20 protein-coding genes and 1 pseudogene are annotated in these 19,751 nt (G+C 56.1%); 12 read left to right on the forward strand and 9 right to left on the reverse strand.

All coding sequences use genetic code 11. The features are described from left to right. The first annotated feature begins 203 nt into the window (after positions 1-203). Positions 204-848 (forward strand): DUF2026 family protein, encoded by a 645-nt coding sequence (locus tag CAF79_RS24865; RefSeq protein WP_085700760.1) that lies wholly within the window; start codon positions 204-206, stop codon positions 846-848. A 63-nt stretch (positions 849-911) separates the two neighbouring features. Here CAF79_RS24865 and CAF79_RS24870 read toward each other — a convergent pair whose 3' ends face one another. The 6 genes and pseudogenes from CAF79_RS24870 to CAF79_RS24890 all read right to left on the reverse strand — a co-directional run bounded on the left by CAF79_RS24870 (position 912) and on the right by CAF79_RS24890 (position 4,858). Further along, a complete protein-coding gene (locus CAF79_RS24870; protein WP_139832628.1) occupies positions 912-1,589 on the reverse strand; it encodes a retron Ec48 family effector membrane protein in 678 nt (225 codons plus the stop codon). A 73-nt stretch (positions 1,590-1,662) separates the two neighbouring features. Then, on the reverse strand, positions 1,663-2,430 hold the full coding sequence (locus CAF79_RS29780) for a reverse transcriptase domain-containing protein (RefSeq protein ID WP_371917940.1): 768 nt from the start codon (positions 2,428-2,430) through the stop codon (positions 1,663-1,665). Beyond that, positions 2,324-2,869 (reverse strand): reverse transcriptase domain-containing protein, encoded by a 546-nt coding sequence (locus CAF79_RS29350; RefSeq protein WP_218191886.1) that lies wholly within the window; start codon positions 2,867-2,869, stop codon positions 2,324-2,326. The genes CAF79_RS29780 and CAF79_RS29350 overlap by 107 nt, the downstream gene beginning before the upstream one ends. A gap of 943 nt (positions 2,870-3,812) precedes the next feature. Next, positions 3,813-4,073, reverse strand: a pseudogene (locus CAF79_RS24880) (TonB-dependent receptor domain-containing protein); the annotation flags it as partial. A gap of 107 nt (positions 4,074-4,180) precedes the next feature. Beyond that, a complete protein-coding gene (locus CAF79_RS24885) occupies positions 4,181-4,510 on the reverse strand; it encodes a hypothetical protein (RefSeq protein WP_085700762.1) in 330 nt (109 codons plus the stop codon). An 87-nt stretch (positions 4,511-4,597) separates the two neighbouring features. Next, positions 4,598-4,858 carry a hypothetical protein gene (locus CAF79_RS24890; RefSeq protein ID WP_085700763.1) on the reverse strand — a complete coding sequence of 87 codons (261 nt, stop codon included), beginning with the start codon at positions 4,856-4,858 and terminating at the stop codon, positions 4,598-4,600. Between the two features lie 151 nt (positions 4,859-5,009). Here CAF79_RS24890 and CAF79_RS29245 point away from each other — a divergent pair, with 151 nt between their 5' ends. Beyond that, entirely contained in the window at positions 5,010-5,150 is a 141-nt protein-coding gene (locus tag CAF79_RS29245) for a hypothetical protein (protein ID WP_170929783.1), read from the forward strand. A gap of 294 nt (positions 5,151-5,444) precedes the next feature. Here the strand turns inward: CAF79_RS29245 and CAF79_RS24895 are convergent, their stop codons facing one another. After that, positions 5,445-6,371, reverse strand: coding sequence for a LysR family transcriptional regulator (locus tag CAF79_RS24895; RefSeq protein WP_085700764.1), 927 nt, complete (start codon positions 6,369-6,371; stop codon positions 5,445-5,447). 222 nt (positions 6,372-6,593) lie between these two features. Between CAF79_RS24895 and CAF79_RS24900 the strand changes: the two genes are divergently transcribed. The 4 genes from CAF79_RS24900 to CAF79_RS24920 all read left to right on the forward strand — a co-directional run bounded on the left by CAF79_RS24900 (position 6,594) and on the right by CAF79_RS24920 (position 11,411). Continuing rightward, the gene (locus tag CAF79_RS24900) at positions 6,594-8,030 is read left to right on the forward strand and encodes an NAD-dependent succinate-semialdehyde dehydrogenase (RefSeq protein WP_085700765.1); all 1,437 of its coding nucleotides are present in this window, start codon (positions 6,594-6,596) and stop codon (positions 8,028-8,030) included. 11 nt (positions 8,031-8,041) lie between these two features. Beyond that, on the forward strand, positions 8,042-8,374 hold the full coding sequence (locus CAF79_RS24905) for a carboxymuconolactone decarboxylase family protein (protein ID WP_085700766.1): 333 nt from the start codon (positions 8,042-8,044) through the stop codon (positions 8,372-8,374). Next, entirely contained in the window at positions 8,375-9,382 is a 1,008-nt protein-coding gene (locus CAF79_RS24910) for an NAD(P)H-quinone oxidoreductase (protein WP_085700767.1), read from the forward strand. A 604-nt stretch (positions 9,383-9,986) separates the two neighbouring features. Beyond that, positions 9,987-11,411 carry an MFS transporter gene (locus CAF79_RS24920; protein WP_085700769.1) on the forward strand — a complete coding sequence of 475 codons (1,425 nt, stop codon included), beginning with the start codon at positions 9,987-9,989 and terminating at the stop codon, positions 11,409-11,411. Between the two features lie 34 nt (positions 11,412-11,445). On the opposite strand, the gene CAF79_RS24925 is transcribed toward CAF79_RS24920, so the two are convergent. Further along, positions 11,446-12,306, reverse strand: a complete 861-nt coding sequence (locus CAF79_RS24925) for a LysR family transcriptional regulator (RefSeq protein ID WP_085700770.1) — start codon at positions 12,304-12,306, stop codon at positions 11,446-11,448. A 118-nt stretch (positions 12,307-12,424) separates the two neighbouring features. On the opposite strand from CAF79_RS24925, the gene CAF79_RS24930 reads away from it, so the two are divergent. The 6 genes from CAF79_RS24930 to CAF79_RS24955 all read left to right on the forward strand — a co-directional run bounded on the left by CAF79_RS24930 (position 12,425) and on the right by CAF79_RS24955 (position 18,636). Beyond that, complete coding sequence (locus CAF79_RS24930) at positions 12,425-13,276, forward strand: NAD(P)-dependent oxidoreductase (RefSeq protein ID WP_085700771.1); 852 nt, start codon at positions 12,425-12,427, stop codon at positions 13,274-13,276. Between the two features lie 34 nt (positions 13,277-13,310). Next, positions 13,311-13,553, forward strand: a complete 243-nt coding sequence (locus CAF79_RS24935) for a chorismate mutase (RefSeq protein ID WP_085700772.1) — start codon at positions 13,311-13,313, stop codon at positions 13,551-13,553. Then, the gene (locus CAF79_RS24940) at positions 13,474-14,127 is read left to right on the forward strand and encodes a hypothetical protein (RefSeq protein ID WP_139832629.1); all 654 of its coding nucleotides are present in this window, start codon (positions 13,474-13,476) and stop codon (positions 14,125-14,127) included. The genes CAF79_RS24935 and CAF79_RS24940 overlap by 80 nt, the downstream gene beginning before the upstream one ends. Before the next feature lie 568 nt (positions 14,128-14,695). Beyond that, positions 14,696-15,115: an organic hydroperoxide resistance protein gene (locus CAF79_RS24945; protein ID WP_085700774.1), complete on the forward strand. Its 420-nt coding sequence runs from the start codon at positions 14,696-14,698 to the stop codon at positions 15,113-15,115. 182 nt (positions 15,116-15,297) lie between these two features. Further along, positions 15,298-17,472, forward strand: a complete 2,175-nt coding sequence (locus tag CAF79_RS24950; RefSeq protein WP_085700775.1) for a TonB-dependent siderophore receptor — start codon at positions 15,298-15,300, stop codon at positions 17,470-17,472. A 345-nt stretch (positions 17,473-17,817) separates the two neighbouring features. Further along, positions 17,818-18,636, forward strand: coding sequence for an alpha/beta fold hydrolase (locus tag CAF79_RS24955; RefSeq protein WP_218191833.1), 819 nt, complete (start codon positions 17,818-17,820; stop codon positions 18,634-18,636). Positions 18,637-18,746: 110 nt separating this feature from the next. Here CAF79_RS24955 and CAF79_RS24960 read toward each other — a convergent pair whose 3' ends face one another. Further along, positions 18,747-19,721 carry a LysR family transcriptional regulator gene (locus tag CAF79_RS24960; protein ID WP_085700777.1) on the reverse strand — a complete coding sequence of 325 codons (975 nt, stop codon included), beginning with the start codon at positions 19,719-19,721 and terminating at the stop codon, positions 18,747-18,749. Positions 19,722-19,751 lie beyond the last annotated feature (30 nt).

Consider the following 19,751-nt stretch of genomic DNA (forward strand, 5'->3'; position numbering starts at 1 on the left):
CCTCTTTCCAGCTGATGCGCGGTAGCCCGCTTTTGGCCGATTTCCGCCCGAGGTATCGGGCAGAGAGCGGCTAATAGTGGTCGGTCATGAGTGGCTACTCATCTGCCAACAACTTCGATACGCTCAATTTGTGTTTAGGCCATGGCATGATCTACGTTTAAGTTGGCCGAGGGCAAGCCACATACTTATCGATAAGGGCGCATATGAGCAAAAAATCGACCGATTTACTCCCGCTATTGGACTACCTGAGGATTCATCGCGTAATCCGAAGCGTCCTGGACTCTGCTAACGCAGACACTGCTCACGCTTGCTGGTACTTCAGCCTGGCAGGCGCAGCGATACTGCGCATACACTACAAGAAAGAGGCTCATGCCTTGGCAGGTGCCATGTGCCTGATGAGCGATATGAGAGACTCAAGCGTCATGTGCTTCGCAAAAATTGAAAATAACGAAGTCCATAGCTCCGTCGATGCTTTTCATGCGATGGTCGCTTGTGACGGTTACCTCATTGACTTCATGACTCCGATTTTCCCCGAAACGGCCGCATCCTCGAATCATGCATTTTTGCCCCCGGCGAAATCTTTTCAACGAAAGATCGAGACGATGAAGCCTTCCCCGGCAGACCTCGTAAGGGATGGTGACTTCTTCTTCGATCCGAATATGGAGCTGACCGACAGCCTGTTGAGGAAAGTCGCGGAAAACCAATTTCTGACTGACGTAGTTCAGGGGTGCAGCGACTGGTACAGAAAGCCACCAAAAACCATTCCCTCAGTCCTCACCATACGTAACGAAAAGGGTCAGGTGAGCCATGTGAGGCTTAAAGATGCTTCGGTAATTGGAGCTTGGTGAACAGACTCCGAGCCTCTCAGAATCAGCCGTACCTCCCCCCTGGGCCTGCCAAATCAAATGCACCTATCTGTAAATGCGCCTTTCAAGCTTTGTTCGATCATCCCCCCCGCAAAAAGATTTTGAAATTGAGTCAAGCAATGAAAGCACTTGAGTTTCAATTTCGTAAAAATCTTTCTTCGGCATAAATTGAAGATTGAATCCAATCCCCTCCAAAGCTTTGATCATTTCCGCTTGGTGGTCTTTGTAGATAAAAGGCCCTTTACTAGCCTTATAAGATCTAAAGTTCGAACCAGAGATAACCTCATTGATCCGACCAACGAACTCAAAATACGAATTAGACAATGACATATCTCCCTTTCTTGAGTTGGAATAGATAAGGCCGTAGATTTTATGAGGATCAAATGATGACATAGAAAGTAAGTCCCTCTTCCTTACTTCCTCCACGAAGAAGCTCTGAAACAGAGAAAGGTGAGATATATGGTTTGTAAAATACGACGACTTGAGTGTAGACAAGTAACTCAACAGCGCCACAAAAATCGCACCAACAGTAGCAACAAGGACAATGAGATCTAACGTTGACTTAGCAATATTGAAAGCCGTGCTATAATGTTCATACAGGCTTATAAAACACTTATTGGTAAAGCAAAACGGTAATAGGTAAAGCTGATCTGCAAGAAAAATCGTCACAAATATAACAAAGGAAAGACCAAAACCGACACCTCCGATTGAGGCAAGCAACATAATCAAGCACTTAAAATAATAATGCTGACTTGAAAAAAAATCTCGCATACCTTTAGAGGGCCACGCTATCAATTTATAAAGACTTATCAATTACGTCCTCACTCGCAGGCTTGAGCCTTCTTAACTTATTCCTTAACTGCTTAGAAGTTATGTCGTAGACACGATCTAAAACTATCAGCCGCTCCATAACTCGATGAAATCTAGACTTGTACCAGTGGGTATGCTTTTTGGTGTCAAAATCTTTTTCTAAGCGTGCAACCATATCTTTAGCTCTATTAACATCACGTCTTGATGGCAAAGGCTTAATGGAATTAAGTCTATTTAGAAGCGTTTTATGTTGATTATGGCGAACCCTATGAAGTTTATTCACCCGCCCCATACAGCGATTATAATCATGCCTGTATCCGTGCGTAGTTCTATAGCTAGGCTCGGCTGCGAGAGACTCTAAGTTGCGAACCGCTGCTCTAATTCTACCTACCTCATCAGCAGGAAGTCGCGGAGTATTAAAACTTACTCTCAGCCCGTGGACGGTCAGTGGTTCAGTGGAGGTTCTAAATACTCGGGTCTTACCTTCATTGATAGGGAGGTCTTTGGCGGTCAACATATCACTAATAATTTTAAGCGCATACGTGAAGTCGGTATTTAGCGACTTTGATGAAACAGTTATATCATCTACCAATCTAGTGTAGGTGAAGCCTTTTCTGTTAAGTCGCTCAACAACATCTCCCTCAACATCATATAAGCACAAAGAAGCAATGTAACTTGAAGTCAAGCCCCCCCTGAACAAGATGAGAGTTATGGCAGCACAAGTCGGCAAGAACACTGGAGACTTCATCGTCATATTTAAGAAATCTGCTGAATATAGAGAAAACTATATCCTGATGGATGTTGTCAAAGAAACTCGAAACGTCAACTTTTAGCAGGCTTTTTGCACCGCAGTGCCTTCCAGCACAAGAAACATAGTCCTTGCTATCATAGGCGTCATTGTTTTTTTGGTTTGGCACTGAGCCATAAATATAGTGCGGCCATCTAATCACGTAATGGTTGGAAAAAATTGCAACATTTATTCGCTTTTGGATTTTTCTTAAGAATCGATGAGGGTTGTAAATGGGGCGACTTATTCCTCCCGCTTTTTTTACATGTTCTTTTTTGGTGTATCGCTCCTCATGGCTCAATGCCAATACAGAAGCAAGGAACTCATCAGTAACACGCAGAAGCTTGCATAAATTTTCGCGACTACTAATTGAGTTTTTCGAGATTTTTAGTGGGTTCGCAAGCACGATAGCCAATCCATTGGATATAAATGTGAGCCGTACCAACCCATAACATAGGGTAAAGAGAAAGATGTTGCGTTCATCGAAACCATCCGCTGAAAACCACCATCTTTCTCATGGTAGGCCCACCGTGAAGCACTCCAGCGGGACGCGGGGGTCGGAGACTGCCGGGGCCCTCTCCTCATCAGTTCAATGCCTACACATTGAACGCTCATTACTGAGCTAACCAGCGGATGTTATGTTTCGATTGCGGCAAATAGGCGATACGCCTACGCAACCCGAAAATACACTATTTTCTTCGGTAAGCAACAAATTTATGATCTCGAAAGGCCACCTACTAATATAGATGACAAACTCCGTTGCCGAACATCCATAGCGATACGCTATCGTTTAACCACTAGAGCGCCTACCGACCGCTTTTGGCCGTTTTCTGCCTGTCACGGCTGACTAGGTTGGCTGCAAAATCTCACTTCAGATGAAAGTCACTTTTCATCAAGCGCAGTCTCTCGGTTACAGCTATGGAATTTTGGGCGATCATGAGCCAACCATGAACGCCAAATAACCGGCCAAATTCGTTTCCGCAAGTAACTCACCACCCCTTGATTTCAGAGGCCTACAGAGCATTGATGAATGCAGCCTCGCGGAAACGAATACAGCTTAAGCTATTGAAATATAAGGACTAATCTTTGGACTTGAAAACCGTCGACTGTAACAGGTCCATGAGTTCGAATCCCATCGCCTCCGCCATATTTGATACGACAAAGCCCTGATTATTCAGGGCTTTGTCGTTTCTGGCTTTTGTCTAAGGATCATTTCCACATCTTTTCGACAGTTTCCGCAACTTGCTCAGCGGTTTATCAGATCCGCCCACAAATCAGTGCTGGGTATGCGACCGCTACAGCCGGCGCAAATTGCCTCACCTGCTGCGATAACGCGGCAGGTAAGGCGTCTACCAGCATTGCACGGTTCGCGGCGCCCCCGGACAGGCATAGATGTTGCCAAATGCGTCCTCTTCATAATCCCGGTCGAACAGGTTTTTCACTTCGATATGCAGAAGGTTGAAGCTGTTATTCGGGATGTTCATCAGCCGCGAGCCTGAGCGCAGCACGTTGTCCCTGGTCACCTCGGCATCGAAATACGCATAGCCACCTATTACCCGCCATTCAGGCGTCAGGCTGCCGGCAACGTTGACGTCGAATCCACGACTACGCCTACCTTGGGCGAATCGTCCTCGCGGTTCAGCAGGCGCTCCGTCAAGAGCAACCGCAGCGGGATGCCGCCTGAATCAGGCGCATCCGCAGCAGTGACGTAAGAGGTTCAAATGGCTTGACGCGATCGTCTGCGAGGAAGGCTTTCAGATCCAAGTGCTGGTGCGGTTTGGCTCATCATTGCGATGAACTCTTTAGCTCGCTCGAACCCCCACTCCATTGCACCGGTCATCGTTTCGCCCGGTCGGGAATCGAAACCCTCCTCCAGGAGCATGGTGCCGGCTTGCCCGTATACCCCCAGAAACAGCTGAACGTCGCCAGTTTTGGACGTGCGAACTTGCACGTTTACCAGCTTCCCGTCCGGGAGTATTTCATCCTTGTTTCGAAAATGGATCTCGGGATTGGCCCAACCCCAATAAACGCTTCCACGTGTGCGCATTTCTGATCTCCAATTTCGGTGATCGAGTATGCATCACATTACATTCCGCATCCTATGAACAAGATGAACTCATCAGCGCGAAAACTCTTACTGAGTGGGTTTTAAGAAATTATTGCTGGAAGACTCATCGATAAGTTCTTCGTCGATGGCTGGCACGTCTGGACACGTCAGGCTGTCTGCAAACGCGATCCAGGCTGCGTAGGAACACTTTTGCCTGCTCAGCGCATCCTCCCAAATTTTGCCGGTCATCTCATCTGACACGACCAGCATCATCAGATGATTTGTTGTGGCTTCCAGATCGATCAGATGTTGATGGGATTTGAAGCGAAAATCATCATAAGCCTTCATTAGGACACGCTAACCGATTAGGGCTGGCTCGGAATTACGAGCCGCTATTCCTATGAAATCAGTATGGCACTTACCCTATAGGTTAGATACGAAAGAGAAATCCCCCTCTCCTTCAAAGTCAGCCGTTATAGCGTCAAGGACGAGCTCGCCCATGGAAACGATAAAACTGATTCAGCCGGCCCCGGTTGTGCGCGATGAAAACGGGATGTACCAGCACTCCGACATGCTCGACATGCCCGACTTCGAAGCATCGGGACGCGGCGCGGGAAAAAGCAAAACTGGAAGCGCTTGAGAAAGGTGACGAGCCGCTCGCCGACCGGATCGGGGAATTCCAGTTTTGCGACATTCGCCCAAATGCGCGTCAGAGATCAGCGATGTGAGCGACGTCCGTTCCATAACTCAAAGCAGGCCCCTTGTAGAGTGCGGTCTGTAGAGGACAGGGCCGTAAGGTCATCTCTGAAGACCCGGTGCCAGATGTATGCGCAGTCGTGCCGCCACGCAGCCAAGGAAAGCAACCTGTTCGCCGATCATTGCGCCTCGAAGCGTTGTTCATCGAGGCGCAAATCACTTTCTGCCCTGCGGCATTTCAATCGATAAGTTCTTTGGCCGTGGCTGCCAGCTGACTGCCAACACGATCTTTCAGCGCTTCAATAAACCGGGTGATTTTCGCATCGACAAACTGCCGGGAGGTATAGACGGCGTACACGTTGCGCTCATAGGTATGGTAGTCAGGCAAAACCCGCATGAGCTTGCCGGAACGCAAATCGTCGATGGCCGTGAACCCGGCCAGCAAGCCAATCCCCGCCCCCTCTCGAATGGCATGCGCCATCGCATCCATATCGTTGACGCTGAAACTTGGCCCTGTCGGGACGAATGTCGCGTCCCCCGCTTTGCTCTTTAGCTGCCACTCATCCCGCACATAGTCCACGGTACTTAACAACAGACACTGGTGATCGCGCAGATCTTCAGGCGTCTGCGGGGCCGCATGCCGTGCCAGGTAATCTGGCGACGCCACCAGCACACAATGGCTGACACCGATCTTCTGGCTGACATACGCCGAATCGGGGAGCGCGCGGGCGATCAGAATCGAGACATCCAGTTGGTCTTCCAACAGGTTAGGCATGCGTTGCGAGAGCAATAAATCCACTGTCACTTCAGGAAATTGCTGGCGGTATTCCAGTACAGCCCCGGTGACCAGATGCCGAGCCAGTCCAGGGACGCAATGTACCCTCAGTGTTCCCCGAGGCTCCAGCGCGGCATTGCTGGCTTCGGCTTCGGCACTCTCCAGGTCAGCCAGAATTTTCGTGCAGCGCTCGTAGAACCGTCGCCCTGCATCGGTGACCGAGAGGCGTCGGGTCGAGCGCTGCAACAGGCGCGTATCGAGCACGTTTTCCAGCGCAGAGACCGCACGCGATACGTTACCGACCGTTGAATCCAGATGATTGGCCACGGCCGTGAAACTGCCCATCTCGACAACCTTTATGTACACCGACATGTTCGAAAGCTTATCCATCGCGACCTTCCTGTAGATCTGACGCTCACCCGTGATAAGGCGCACTTTTTCCGGATGCTACACGTTCGGCCTGAGGCTCGATATTACCTCTGGCGACAACAATCATTCCCTCTGGCCCGTCTAAATCGATGGGCGCTCCTTCCATAAACTTGGTTGCACAGGCCGCCTGAACAGGCGCCGGGTTTGATACGAATCTCCGACAACCAACTGAAGGGCACAATCATGAAGATTTCCTACGATCCGCTTTATCTTTTCATCGGGGGTGAATGGATCAGTGCCGACGGGCGCGATACTGCCGCCGTCGTTAACCCGGCTACCGGCCGGGAAATCGGGCGCGTCCCACTTGCCACCGCAGGCGATCTTGATCACGCCTTGGAAGTGACTCGCCTGAGCTTCGAGCAGTGGCGCCAGACCGTACCTGACCAACGCGCCAGGATCCTCAAGCGTGCCGCCGACCTGATCCTCGAACGTGCACCGCAGATTGCCGCGCAGATGACCCTGGAGGAAGGTAAACCGCTGGGTGAAAGCCTGGATGAAGTGACCCGCGCGGCAGAGTATTTCGAATGGTTCGCCGAAAGCGCACGGCGTATCGATGGCCGTGTGGTCCCGGCCAACCGGCCAGGCGTATTGCAACTGGTCAAACGCCAGGCTATCGGCCCAGTGGCCGCATTTACACCGTGGAATTTTCCGGCCATTACCCCGGCACGCAAGCTCTCGGCAGCGCTGGCCGCCGGTTGCAGCGTCATTCTCAAACCTGGTGAAGAAAGTCCCTCCACAGCGTTGGCCCTGGCGCGTGCACTCGACGATGCAGGATTGCCCAAGGGTGTGTTGCAAGTGGTCTTTGGCGTACCGGACCAAGTGTCCAGCCATCTGATCGCCTCGCCAGTCATTCGCAAAGTGACCTTCACCGGTTCGGTGCCCATCGGTCGTTTGCTGTCTGCGCGAGCTGCTGAAGGCGTCAAGCCCATCACCCTTGAACTGGGGGGGCACGGACCGGTGCTGGTGTTCGAGGATGCCGACATTGAAAAAGCCGCTATCGAAGGCGTCGCCAACCGCTTTCGCGGCACCGGGCAGGTGTGCATTTCATCCACTCGGTTTCTGATCCAGCGTGGCGCCTATCAAGCCTTCGTCGATCATTTTGTCGCGGCGACCGAAGCCCTGAGGATCGGTGACGGCCTGCATCCGGACACTCAGGTCGGCCCCCTGGCCAACCCAAGGCAATTGGCAAAAATGGAAGAACTGGTCGCCGATGCCGTCGAGAAAGGTGCACGGGTATTGGTCGGTGGTGAAGCCTTGTCAGGCGAAGGCTACTTCTTCCAACCCACGGTTCTGGCAGATGTGCCGATGAACGCCCGCGTCATGCACGAAGAACCCTTCGGCCCCATTGCCGTACTGATGCCGTTCGATGAACTGGCCGATGGGCTGCAGGAAGCCAACCGCCTGCCCTACGGACTCTCGGCCTACGCGTTCACCTCCAACGCGCGCACGGCCATTGATGTCGCTGACGGATTGGAGGCCGGGATGATCGGCATCAACCAATATCGCATCGTCGCAACCGAGCTCCCGTTCGGCGGCATGAAAGAAAGCGGTCACGGCTCCGAAGGCGGCATTGAAGGCATCGAGCACTATCTCACCCACAAATTCATCAGCCAGGTTTAAGGAACTCGCCCATGTCCAAGCTCGATTTCAGCAGCCCTCGCGAAGCAGCGCGCGCGTTCACGCCGAAGCTGTCGCAATTCGTCGACTCGACGCTTTATCCGCAGATCTGGAGTGACCCGGCGCTGTCCCCGCGCGACCGTAGCCTGATCACCGTGGCGGCCTTGATAGCCGGTGGTCACTCGGAAGAGTTGCCTGCCCACTTGCGACGGGCGGCTGGCAACGGAGTGACCCGCGACGAAATGGAAGCAGCGATCACGCACCTGGCTTTCTATGTGGGCTTGCCTGGCGCCATTACCGCATCGGCGATCGCCAACGCCACGTTCAGCGAAACGGAGAACAATTGAATGAAAGCCATCAACATCAAGCAGTTTGGTGCGCCAGACGTCCTGGAATTAGTAGAGGTCGCCAATCCTGAAGTCCGTCCTGACGACCTGCTGGTGCGTGTCTATGCCGCCGGAGTGAACCGTGCGGACCTGACTCACCGGACCGGTGGGTACGGCCATCCGAACTTCGGTGACTCCCTGATCATCGGCCTGGAAATCGCCGGCGAAGTGATCGGCAAAGGGAGCGCGGTTACAGGGTTCGAGGTGGGAGATCGAGTCATGGGCGTGGTCGGCGGCGGTGCCTACGCCGAGTTGGCCCGCATCGATTACCGCATGGCCATGCACATCCCCGCGCAGCTTGATTATGTACACGCGGCAGCCATTCCCGAGGTCTTCGTCACGGCCCATGAAGCAATGATGCATCTGGCTCGGCTCAAGGCTGGCGATTCAGTGTTGATTCACGCGGCTGCTGGCGGCGTCGGTTCTGCCGCTGTGCAGTTGGCTTACGCCACCGGCGCCACGGTGTATGCGACAACCGAAGGCAGCAAGTTGGCGCGTGTCGAGCATCTGGGGGCTGACGTGGCGATCGACTACAAGACGCAGGATTTCGCTGAAGTGATCGCCGACAAGACCCAGGATCGCGGCGTCGATGTGATCATCGACTTTATCGGAGAGCCCTACTTCGCCCGCAATATTGCATCCCTTGCACGGGGCGGTCGCTTGGTTCAGGTCGGGATTCTCGCCGGTGGCGGGAACGTCACGGTGGCGCTGGAGGACATCCTTTACCGCCACTTGCAAATCATCGGTACGGTCATGAAGTCGCGCACGCAACCGGAGAAGCACGACATGATCAAGCGTTTCCGCGAGCACTGGCTTGATCGCTTCGAGGGTGCCGGAAGCCTTGAGCCGGTTGTCGACAGCACGTTTGCGCTCTCAAGGGCTGCAGATGCTCACCGCCGGATGGAATCTTCCCGGAACGTCGGGAAAATCATTTTGACGATGCGACCTGAAGACTTGATTCAAATATGACCACAGGGGGGATATAGCTGAAAAACGGTGCCCTTGATGGGCACCTTCAACGGATGTGAGGAACACCTCTGAGCAGTGCGCACCTAATCGGCTGAAGAGGGATTGCGACGGCGAAAAGTCCGTATTCCAGGCGAACGCAGTGGCGCTCGAACAATCTCGGTCGGTGCCCAGGTGATGGTTATAGGCGACAGAGCCACTGCGATGGCGAACGCATTCAGTCCCCCTGTGCCGATAACATCAGAGCAGATAGCGCTTTTTTCGCCATTGAAGGTACACGCGGCAAGATTATCAAAGAGCATCCGAGTGCGAGTGCAATCGCAAACCCGATCCCGGTGGACGCGCCGGTAACGACGGCAACCTGATCAGCGAATTTACCTGACATAACTGACTCCTCAATCTCGGTTGTATGGCTCGACTGGAACCAAAGTGCGGCCATTTTGCGAGGAGTCAGGCGCGCAGCGGCACTGCCATAAATGAACATTGGCCGTTCATTTATGTGAGGCGTCAGCGAAGGGATGATCGTTTAGATTGAGGTCAGCTGATTAAAAGCATGACCCGCAATCGAGAATATTCCGGAACCGAAGGGTTCCAGAAAGGAGACCTTATGCCTCACAAAGAAGTAGCTCTGGCGGAACCGCGGCGCTGGCTGATGTTCGCCATATTGTTGGTCGGTGCATTCTTGCCGCCGCTGGATTTTTTTATCGTCAACGTAGCGCTGCCCTCGATTCAGCAATCGCTGGGCACAGCCTCCTCCGCTGAACAGTTGATCATCTCTTCGTATGCAGCCCTTTATGCCGTGACACTGATCACCGGTGGGCGCCTTGGGGACATCTTTGGTCGCATGAAAATGTTCTTCGTTGGCCTGATTGGTTTTGCTGTTGCCTCACTGATCTGCGGTGTCGCCGAGTCCCCCTGGGTGTTGATCGCCGGACGCTCGCTGCAAGGCGTGACGGCAGCCATCATGGCGCCTCAGGCACTCGCCTCAGTGCAGGCGATATTTCCGGAGTCCGAAAAGGCCTTGGCGCTGAGCCTGTATGGCGCGGTGTTTGGCTTGGCGTCGGTAATCGGCCAGGCGCTAGGCGGGATTCTGATTTCGCTCAATCTGATGAACCTGGGCTGGCGGGCGATATTTCTGGTGAATCTACCGATTGCGTTGCTGGTCATCCTGATCGCCATCCCTGTGGTCAAGGAAACCCGCGCCCTCCAGCCCAGCAAGCTGGATCTGGGAGGAACGCTGTTGTCGATGGTGACGCTTGCGGCGCTGATCGTTCCACTGATCGAGGGACGTGAAGCAGGCTGGCCGTTGTGGGCCTGGCTGTCGCTGGCGGCGGCACCACTGCTGGCCTGGCTGTTCTGGCGCTACGAATCCCGGTTGTATCAAGCGCAAGGCGCGCCGTTGCTGAGCCCTGCTGCACTGCGTGCGCCCGGGCTGGGTCGCGCATTGCTGGTCGCGCTGACCTTCTACGCGATCGGCGTGTTCTTCCTGTTGTTTTCCATTTATTTACAGGGAGCCCTGCATACGAGCCCACTCAGTGCAGGCCTGGTCTTTCTGCCATTCGGCGCTGGTTTCTTGCTGGGTCCGCTCGCCACCCATCAGTTCCGGCGTTTGCTGGGGTCTTATGTGAATCCCTTCGGAATGGCGCTCGAAGTGCTGGGTTTTGTGCTGTTGGCCTGGCTCGTGGCGCACACACCGACGGCCGTCACGCCCTCTGCGCTGTCCCTTGCCGTGATTCTCTTTCTGATCGGCTTCGGACAAGGACTGGCCCTTCCGACATTAATGCGCATGATCACGGGACGCGTGGCACCGGCGTATTCCGGCATGATTGCGGGCATCACCAGTTCCACCTTGCAAATCAGCACGTCGCTGAGCGTGGCGATCATCGGTGGCATCTTTTACACGCTTCTGGGCACGAACACGGATGCGGCGGCCGTCACCCACGCCTTCACCGTCGCCATACTGTGCATCGCGGCCTGTCTGGCGGCAGGCGCAGGACTGAGCCTGACCCTGGCACGTCAACCTGCTGCATAGCCCCAAACGGTGGCCATGCAGCCGGCAGCGTGAATCAACCGCCTGCCTGAGTGCCGATCATGACGGAGGCCAGGTCGGCAAGCGCGCGCAGACTGTCCATCTGGCGCATGTCCTGGTGGTAGCCCATCCAAATGTCGCGGCCTGGGGGTGGTTCATCCGAATCGATCAGTCGCAGCGCCGTCAACCTGTCGCCCAACGCGCGGGGCAATACCGCGACGCCCTGCCCCTGCGCGCACATTTGCGCCTGGACTGTGCGGCTGCTACTGGTAAACACGGTACGCGCCAGAGGGTAACGCTGCTGCAGCCACTGCGCATCGGGATAATGGGACTGAGCAACACTCATCGTGATCAGACCCAGCCCGTCGCCCTGTGGCTCAGGGTCAGCAGATCCAACGGCTGCGTATAACCCGTAGTTCAGGGAGATCAGCTTGCGATGCACGACATCGGGCTCGGTGAACGGGACGATTCGAAACGCGATGTCGGCGTCGCGGCGAGCCAGGTCAAACAATCGATGCCCGGCGATGACCTCGGGCACGATCAACGGATAGCGCCGGACCAGTTCAGTCAGCACCGGGGCCAGCACATAACAGGCGAACCAGTCCGCGCAGGAAACGCGCAACACACCTTCGGGCTGTGTGCTGTCCCCCGCCAGACGTCTTTCGATGGCCAACGCACTTTGCTCCATTTCCTGCGCGAGGCTGAGCAGCTTTTCTCCGCTTTCGGTCAGGACCAGACCCTGGTTGGTACGCAGGAAAACAGGCTGGCCACTGGACTGTTCCAACACCTGCAAGCGCCGCCCCACGGTCGGATGGCTGACCCCCAACAGCTTGGCGGCGGCGCCCAATGACCCGCTTCGGGCAATCGCGAGAAAGACCCGCACATCACTCCAGTCCATGCTCTGCCCCCGTACAAAAATGAACAGTGAGAGTGCAGCAATGGCAGTGCCGTAGCAATCCCGTGCCCGACATACTTGTCTGCATTCACCGTCGTCGAATACCAACCGGAGACTGCAAATGAAGATTGGTTTTATCGGAGTGGGAAGCATGGGCAGAGCGATCATTCCACTGCTCGTCCGCGCTGGCCATCACGTCTCTGCATGGAACCGCAATTACGCGGCGATCAAGGATCTTGAAGGCATCAGCGCTCTCGAATCCCCGGCCTCGGCGTTCCAGCAAGAGGTGGTCATCACTCTTCTGGCCGATGATGCCGCCGTCAGACAAGTGCTGCTCTCCAGCGCTGCTCTGGAAACTGCAGACAAAGCTTGCGTGCATGTCGTGATGTCGACCTTGTCGCCTTCGCTGATGTTGGAGTTGCAGCGCGAACATGACGCCGTCGGCATGCCATTGATCGCGGCACCGGTCTTCGGGGTGCCTGCCGTGGCGGCCAAGGGCGAGCTGAATATCCTGGCGGCCGGACCGCAGGCAGCGGCCTCGACCGTCCAACCGCTGTTCGACCTGCTCGGGAAAAACACCTGGTATCTGGGCGACCAACCTGAACAGGCCTGTATCGCGAAAATCGCCGGCAACATGATGATCACCCAAGCCATCCAGTCGCTGGGCGAAGCCAGCGGACTCGTTCAACGCCACGGACTGAGTCCTTCGATTTTCATCAATCTCATGACCCAGACCCTGTTCGCCTGCCCCAGTTATCAACGCTACGGGCGGAACATCGTCAGCAGCAATTTTGAACCGGGTTTCAAACTGTCGCTTGGCCTCAAGGATATAAATCTGGCGATCGATGCGGGTCGTCTCAAGGGGCTGGAACTGCCAGCGGCGGATGCCGTGCGATTGAAAATGACGTCGGCGGTAGCCCGGGGGGATGGCGACAAGGACTGGTCGGTTTTCGCTCAGCAGACGAATCATTGAGAAGCTCTTTCGAACACCTGCCACGAGGTCATTCATGGAAAACTCCGACATCGCGCGTCAACTCACAACATTCAGGAAAACCATCGACAATATCGACGCCGCCCTCATCCACCTGCTCGCGGAACGGTTTCGCTGTACCGATGAGGTGGGCCTGACCCCGGCGCCACTTATCGAAGCAATCAGACGAGCAGAACCGCATGAAATGGCCAACGATCGAGCAAATTCGCAGCTTTACCGATTTACCCTCCGGCTACAGTTGGGATTACCTGAAACGTGAGGAGATCAATGTCGCGACAGATTTTTTCCGCGCATGGTTTCCCTCCATTTCGGTGGGGTTGGGAAGCCCATTTCTGGACCCGCAGTTCTACGCAGACAACGTGGTGCTCGAAGACGATCCGGAGCCAAGAATAATCGCCATAGTCGTCCGCCAGAACGATGAGATTGTCGCTATCGCCACGTGGGAAAAAATTGACGGTGCTGACGTTATTTTCGGGAGGGTCGGCGCGGTAGCCAAACCGCATAGACAAGCCAGTCTGGCCGTTGCGGCCCAGGACCTGGGAGAAAAAATCGGCAGGTTCATCGGTGCGGGGCTGATCTATGGCATGGCAACAACCCGCACGCCGTATATGCAACAAGCACTGGAGCAAGCCGGTTACAAGGCCGTTGGGATAATGCCTGGCCTCGATCAGGAAGAAACAGCGCCCGGAATCGTGCGCAGGATTTACGAAGTCATCTACGTAAAACGCCTCGCCCCACACGCCGACTTTCTGATTCCTTCCGCTCATAACCTTACCCCTACAGTCGCGCGACTTTACGCAGAGATATTTCAAGGTGATGACGACACGAACTGACGAGCCAGGGAATCTGCTGGGGTTCGCGCTTATGCAGGTTCGCGACGACAGTTGACGGCTCTATTGACGGGGCTGCCCGGCTGGGTAACGCCAAGCGAACCGGTCGCGGCGCTGAACACCGCGACCGGGTAATCGAGCACCTTAGGCGAATGACGTCTCGTGCTCGCTTTCATGCACGTAAATCCACGAGATTCCCGACGGCGAGGCCGGGTCGAGGCGCATGGCCAATGCGTCGTACAAAGGTTTTATGGCGCCCTCCGATTGGGAAGCCACGCCGCGCGACCACGGAAAAAAGAGGTTGTACCATCGATACACCTCCGCTTCGACGAGCGCAGTTTTATCCGGGGTTTCGAGTAGTTGCTGGTGCTCAGGGCCAGGATCTGCGAGAACTCAAAACACTGCCCGCAACCACTCCAGCAAATCCATTTCCCAGGCTGCCGGGCCTGGGGCTACACAACGATACATAACCTCCCTTGGTACGACACATCCCGGGTACATGCCGATGCAAAAGTGTGGGCCATCGGAACCTGACGTTCCGACTCCCTCACTCACTCAGGCAGAGCAATTCATGATCAATCAAATCGACACTGTGCTGTACACCGGCAAGACCCGCACAACCGGCGGCCGCGATGGCGCTTCGCGCAGTTCGGACGGCAATCTGGACATCAAACTGTCACCACCCGGTTCGCACGGCAGCGGCACCAACCCGGAACAACTGCTGGCGGCAGGTTGGTCAGCCTGCTTCATCGGCGCTATGGGCAAAGCGGCCGTGTCACTGAAGCTCAAACTGCCGGTTGATGTGGCGGTAGAAACCGAAATCGATCTGGGCAAGACCGGCGATGCGTTTTTCCTGCGGGCCCGTTTGAATGTCAGCCTGCCGGGGCTGGAGCCTTCGGTCGCCCAGGCGCTGATGGAAGCCGCGCACCAGACTTGCCCCTACTCCAAGGCCACTCACGGCAATATCGATGTCACCCTGCGCCTGATCTGAAACAGGTCACGCCGGTTTCATCCTCAAACGCCCGAGGCAGTGCCTCGGGCGTTTTGTTTTTTCGCGAACGCGATTTCACATTTTTTTCACGAATCGCTTTGTCGCTGTAAAAAACCCTGACACAATTATTAGCAATGATTCTCAACTGCTCTTTATTTGCTATTTAAAATCAGGGAAATTTCATGTCGCGTCCTACCTCGCAACATCGTTTCAACCCGTCACGCAACCTTCTGTCCATGGCCATCTGCATGGCCGTCATGACGCCGGCGCTGGCCGATGAAACCCGCGAGACGCAGGACACCGCTCCACCCGCCACCCTCGAACTCGGCGCAACCGCCATCACTTCCACCCAACTGGGCAGCACCACCGAAGGCTCCGACTCCTATACCACCGGCACTATGGCCACCGCCACCAAACTGCCGTTGACCCTGCGCGAAACGCCGCAGGCCGTCACCGTGATCACCCGCCAGCGCATGGACGATCAGGCGATGACCAGCATCAATGACGTGGTCAACGCCACGCCGGGATTGTTCCTCAACTACTCCGACGGCCCCGGCCGGCAGTCCTACAAAGCCCGGGGTTTCGACATCGACAACCTGATGTACGACGGCATTCCGAGCGGCTACAACGGCGTGAAACTCGGCTCCCAGCCGAATCTGGCGATGTTTGATCGGGTCGAGGTCGTTCGGGGCGCGACCGGTCTGGTCACCGGTTCCGGCAACCCTTCGGCAGCGATCAACCTGGTCCGTAAACGGCCATTGGCCGAGCAGCGTGTCACCCTCACCGGCGCTGCCGGGACGTGGGACAACTATCGCGGCGAACTCGATGCTTCCAGCCCACTCAATGACAGCGGCACCCTGCGCGGCCGGGTGGTCACGTCCTATCGCGACGCCAACAGTTTTATCGATGACGTGGGCGAGCGACACAACCTGTTCTACGCCGTCACCGAAGCCGACCTGAGCGATGACACCACGCTGACCTTCGGTTTCTCCAACCAGAAAGACAAAACCAACTACTTCTGGGGCTCGTCGATGATCGGTCTCGACGGTCATCACCTCGATCTGCCGCGCTCCTACAACCCCGGCACCTATTGGGAGAACAAGGATCAGGAGATCAACACCGTCTTCGCCGAGATCCGGCAGCAACTGGCCAATGACTGGAAGCTGCAGGTCAATGCCAACTACTCCGAACAGGACGCGCTGTTCTCCGGTTCGTACCAGTCGCGCTGGGTCAACAACACCCTGGCCCGCACGGTTTACCAGTCAAGGGCCGATGAAAACCAGGCCGGTCTGGACGCCTTCTTCAGCGGCCCGTTCGAGGCCTTCGGACGTAGCCATGAATTGGTGGTCGGCGCCAGCAAACGCATCTACGACCTGACCACCCACAACTATTCGCCGTACGACACCAACTGGCCGATCAACGCCGGCAAGCCGGACTTCGTCCACACCAACAACACGCGTGAAGTCACGACTCAGGACGGCGTGTACCTGACCACCCGCCTGAGCCTGGCTGACCCGCTGAAGCTGATCCTCGGCGGACGTCTGGACTGGTACGACTACGACAACCGTGATGGCGACGGCGACTACAAGGTCACCCGCAACGTCACCCGTTATGCCGGCCTGATCTACGAACTGGACGACCATCACTCGATCTACGCCAGCTACAGCGACATCTTCACGCCGCAAAGCAACAAGGACACCTCCGGCAGCCCGGTCAAACCGATCGTGGGCAAGAACTACGAGGTCGGCATCAAGGGCGAATACCTGGGCGGCGCGCTGAATGCCAGCCTCGCCGTATTCCGGGTCGATCAGGAAAACCGCGCAGTGCAGGTGTTCGTGCCGAACTGCCCGCAGTCGTCCTGCTATGAAGCCTCCGGCGAAATTCGCAGCCAGGGTATCGACCTGGAACTGCAAGGCGCGCTCACCGACAACTGGCAGATCGGCGGCGGCTACACCTACGCCCGCACTCATACCATCAAGGACGAAGCGAATCCGCAGAACGTGAACAAGCAGTTCGACACTGACACGCCGGAACACCTGTTCAAACTGACCACCCGCTACGACTTCCAGGGCCCGCTGGAAAAACTGCGCGTGGGCGGCAACATTTCCTGGCAGAGCCGCATGTACAACGACATCGAACTGCTCGATGGCGGCAACTACCGCCTCAAGCAAGGTGCGTACGCCGTGACCGACCTGATGACCGGCTACCGGGTCAATGAGAACCTCGATCTGCAACTCAACGCCAACAACATCTTCGACCGCAAGTACTATTCCGCCATCGCCAATTCCGTCAGTTACGGCGGCGACAGCTACGGCACCCCGCGCAACATGATGTTGACGGCCAAGTACAGCTTCTGACTTGTTCTGGCGCAGGGACGCGCCAACCCCGCCAGGATTCCTCCCGCCACGCCCTACATACCAAAGCGTTAATTTCGAAAACCCATGTCTGGTTTTCAGCGGCTCTCCTTTGCCCAAAGATTGCCTTCGGCCAAGGCAGCAGCCCTTGCCGCCTGTGCGACTTAAACAACTCAATGGGTGTTCAAAATGACTGACGAGAAAAACGGGACCACGCGTCGTGGCTTGATCACGACCGGGGCCATGGCCGCAACCCTGGCGATGGCATTGCCGGCGCTGGCCACACAGCAGACACCGACTTCCGCGTCAGGGGTCAGCAAAAGCGCCGGCAACGGCAGTGGCTCGGGGATGTTCACCGTCAAGGATGGCACGCAAATTTTCTACAAGGACTGGGGTCAAGGGCAGCCGATCGTGTTCCACCACGGCTGGCCCCTTTCCAGTGATGACTGGGATGCGCAAATGTTGTTTTTCCTCGGCAAGGGCTTCCGCGTCATCGCCCATGACCGACGTGGCCATGGGCGATCTTCCCAGACGGCCAGTGGCAACGACATGGACACCTACGCCGCCGACGTTGCCGAGTTGATGGCACACCTGAACATCCGCAACGCCGTCCACATCGGCCACTCCACCGGCGGCGGTGAAGTGGCACGCTACGTGGCGCGTCATGGACGCGGGCGGGTGGCCAAGGCCGTGCTGATCGGTGCCGTGCCCCCCATCATGCTGCGCACCGCAAAAAATCCCGGTGGCCTCGCGATGGATGTGTTTGACGGATTGCGCAAAGCACTCGCGCAGAACCGCAGCCAGTTTTATCGTGACTTCCCGAGCGGGCCTTTCTACGGTTTCAATCGTCCCGGCGCCAAGGTGTCTGAAGCGATTGTCGAAAACTGGTGGCGTCAGGGCATGAACGGCGGGATCAAGGCGCAGTACGACTGCATCAGCGCGTTCTCCGAAACCGATTTCACCGATGACCTGAAAAACATCGAGGTGCCGACTCTGGTGTTGCACGGCGAAGATGACCAGATCGTGCCCATCGCGAATTCGGCCCATCTGTCCATCAAACTGCTCAAGCACGGCACGCTGAAAACCTATCCCGGCCAGCCCCATGGTATGTGCACCACGAACGGCGACACCATCAACGCAGACCTTCTGGCGTTTATCAATGCGTGATGTTCCGGGGCCGCGTCCTCACGACAAATCACGTACGACCCTCTAAAAAGAAAAGCTCCGACCCAGTCGGAGCTTTTTTATTGGGCGATTGACACAGCCATTGCCATTTCCTACCGGGCGATCGTCAACGTCTGATCGAGGGGCAACGCCTGGCGCAACCTGGGCACTACCTGCAACTCAAGCGGTGTGCCAAAAAACGCCTGGCAACGCGAACGCAGCCAACGTTGAGCACAATCGTTGTGCGCAGCCGCGCGCCAGACCATGGAAAGCTCCCGCGATGGCAGTAACAGAGGGGCCGGTTCGGCCCTGATATCCTCCACGGAGGCCATGGCCTTCGCCACATAATCCGGCACGATGACCAGCATGTCGCTTTGCGCCAACAGTCTTGGCAAGGCACTGAACTGCGGCACCGCCAGCACCACTTTGCGCCGACGCCCCAGCAGATCCAGGGCATGGTCGGTGTCATCCTTGACCTTGCCCATGGACGACACGATGGCATGCGGTCGCTCGCAGAACTCATCGAGTGCCAGCAGGCCCGGCCGCGTGTCCGAGCGCAAAAGCATCGGCCGGATCAATCGCAGACTTTTGCGTCGCGCGTTGGCTGGCAGATCGAGCGTAGGGCTGATCCCCAGAGCGATCTCGCCATTGAACAGCCGCTGCGCCATCTGCTGCTCATCGACCCGTAGCACCACCAATGCAATGTTCGGTGCCTCGATACGAAGCTGGCGTAACAGTCGAGGAAGAAGCGCGTATTCGACATCGTCGGACAGGCCAACCTGAAAGGTCGCTTCGCTGGTGCCCGGATCAAACGGCTGGCAACGGCTCAACGCCGCGACCACGCCATCCAGCGCCGGCGTCAGATTGGCGAAAATTTCCTCGGCCCGTGCAGTCGGCTCCATCACCCTCCCCGCGCGCACGAACAAGGGATCGTCGAAAAGCACGCGCAAACGCCCAAGCGCCGCACTGATGGTCGGTTGGCCGAGAAACAGCTTCTCGCCGACCCGGCTGACATTGCGCTCATGCATCAGCGTCTCGAAGACCACCAGCAGATGGATGTCGACACGACGGAGATCATTTCTGTTCATGAAGTTCACCACCCGGCACGCGGCCATTGA

Source organism: Pseudomonas sp. B26(2017) (assembly GCF_002113045.1).
Classification (GTDB): domain Bacteria; phylum Pseudomonadota; class Gammaproteobacteria; order Pseudomonadales; family Pseudomonadaceae; genus Aquipseudomonas.

What these genes read in the sequence shown, in the direction of transcription:
- CAF79_RS24910 (WP_085700767.1), top strand. Translation starts at nt 8,375, where the DNA reads ATGAAAGCCATCAACATCAAGCAGTTTGGTGCGCCAGACGTCCTGGAA.
- CAF79_RS24900 (WP_085700765.1), top strand. Translation starts at nt 6,594, where the DNA reads ATGAAGATTTCCTACGATCCGCTTTATCTTTTCATCGGGGGTGAATGG.
- CAF79_RS24920 (WP_085700769.1), top strand. Translation starts at nt 9,987, where the DNA reads ATGCCTCACAAAGAAGTAGCTCTGGCGGAACCGCGGCGCTGGCTGATG.
- CAF79_RS24895 (WP_085700764.1), bottom strand. Translation starts at nt 6,371, where the DNA reads ATGGATAAGCTTTCGAACATGTCGGTGTACATAAAGGTTGTCGAGATG.
- CAF79_RS24960 (WP_085700777.1), bottom strand. Translation starts at nt 19,721, where the DNA reads ATGAACAGAAATGATCTCCGTCGTGTCGACATCCATCTGCTGGTGGTC.
- CAF79_RS24930 (WP_085700771.1), top strand. Translation starts at nt 12,425, where the DNA reads ATGAAGATTGGTTTTATCGGAGTGGGAAGCATGGGCAGAGCGATCATT.
- CAF79_RS24885 (WP_085700762.1), bottom strand. Translation starts at nt 4,510, where the DNA reads ATGCGCACACGTGGAAGCGTTTATTGGGGTTGGGCCAATCCCGAGATC.
- CAF79_RS24945 (WP_085700774.1), top strand. Translation starts at nt 14,696, where the DNA reads ATGATCAATCAAATCGACACTGTGCTGTACACCGGCAAGACCCGCACA.
- CAF79_RS29245 (WP_170929783.1), top strand. Translation starts at nt 5,010, where the DNA reads ATGGAAACGATAAAACTGATTCAGCCGGCCCCGGTTGTGCGCGATGAA.
- CAF79_RS24950 (WP_085700775.1), top strand. Translation starts at nt 15,298, where the DNA reads ATGTCGCGTCCTACCTCGCAACATCGTTTCAACCCGTCACGCAACCTT.
- CAF79_RS24870 (WP_139832628.1), bottom strand. Translation starts at nt 1,589, where the DNA reads ATGTTGCTTGCCTCAATCGGAGGTGTCGGTTTTGGTCTTTCCTTTGTT.
- CAF79_RS29780 (WP_371917940.1), bottom strand. Translation starts at nt 2,430, where the DNA reads ATGACGATGAAGTCTCCAGTGTTCTTGCCGACTTGTGCTGCCATAACT.
- CAF79_RS24935 (WP_085700772.1), top strand. Translation starts at nt 13,311, where the DNA reads ATGGAAAACTCCGACATCGCGCGTCAACTCACAACATTCAGGAAAACC.
- CAF79_RS24925 (WP_085700770.1), bottom strand. Translation starts at nt 12,306, where the DNA reads ATGGACTGGAGTGATGTGCGGGTCTTTCTCGCGATTGCCCGAAGCGGG.
- CAF79_RS24905 (WP_085700766.1), top strand. Translation starts at nt 8,042, where the DNA reads ATGTCCAAGCTCGATTTCAGCAGCCCTCGCGAAGCAGCGCGCGCGTTC.
- CAF79_RS24940 (WP_139832629.1), top strand. Translation starts at nt 13,474, where the DNA reads ATGAAATGGCCAACGATCGAGCAAATTCGCAGCTTTACCGATTTACCC.
- CAF79_RS24865 (WP_085700760.1), top strand. Translation starts at nt 204, where the DNA reads ATGAGCAAAAAATCGACCGATTTACTCCCGCTATTGGACTACCTGAGG.
- CAF79_RS24890 (WP_085700763.1), bottom strand. Translation starts at nt 4,858, where the DNA reads ATGAAGGCTTATGATGATTTTCGCTTCAAATCCCATCAACATCTGATC.
- CAF79_RS24955 (WP_218191833.1), top strand. Translation starts at nt 17,818, where the DNA reads ATGTTCACCGTCAAGGATGGCACGCAAATTTTCTACAAGGACTGGGGT.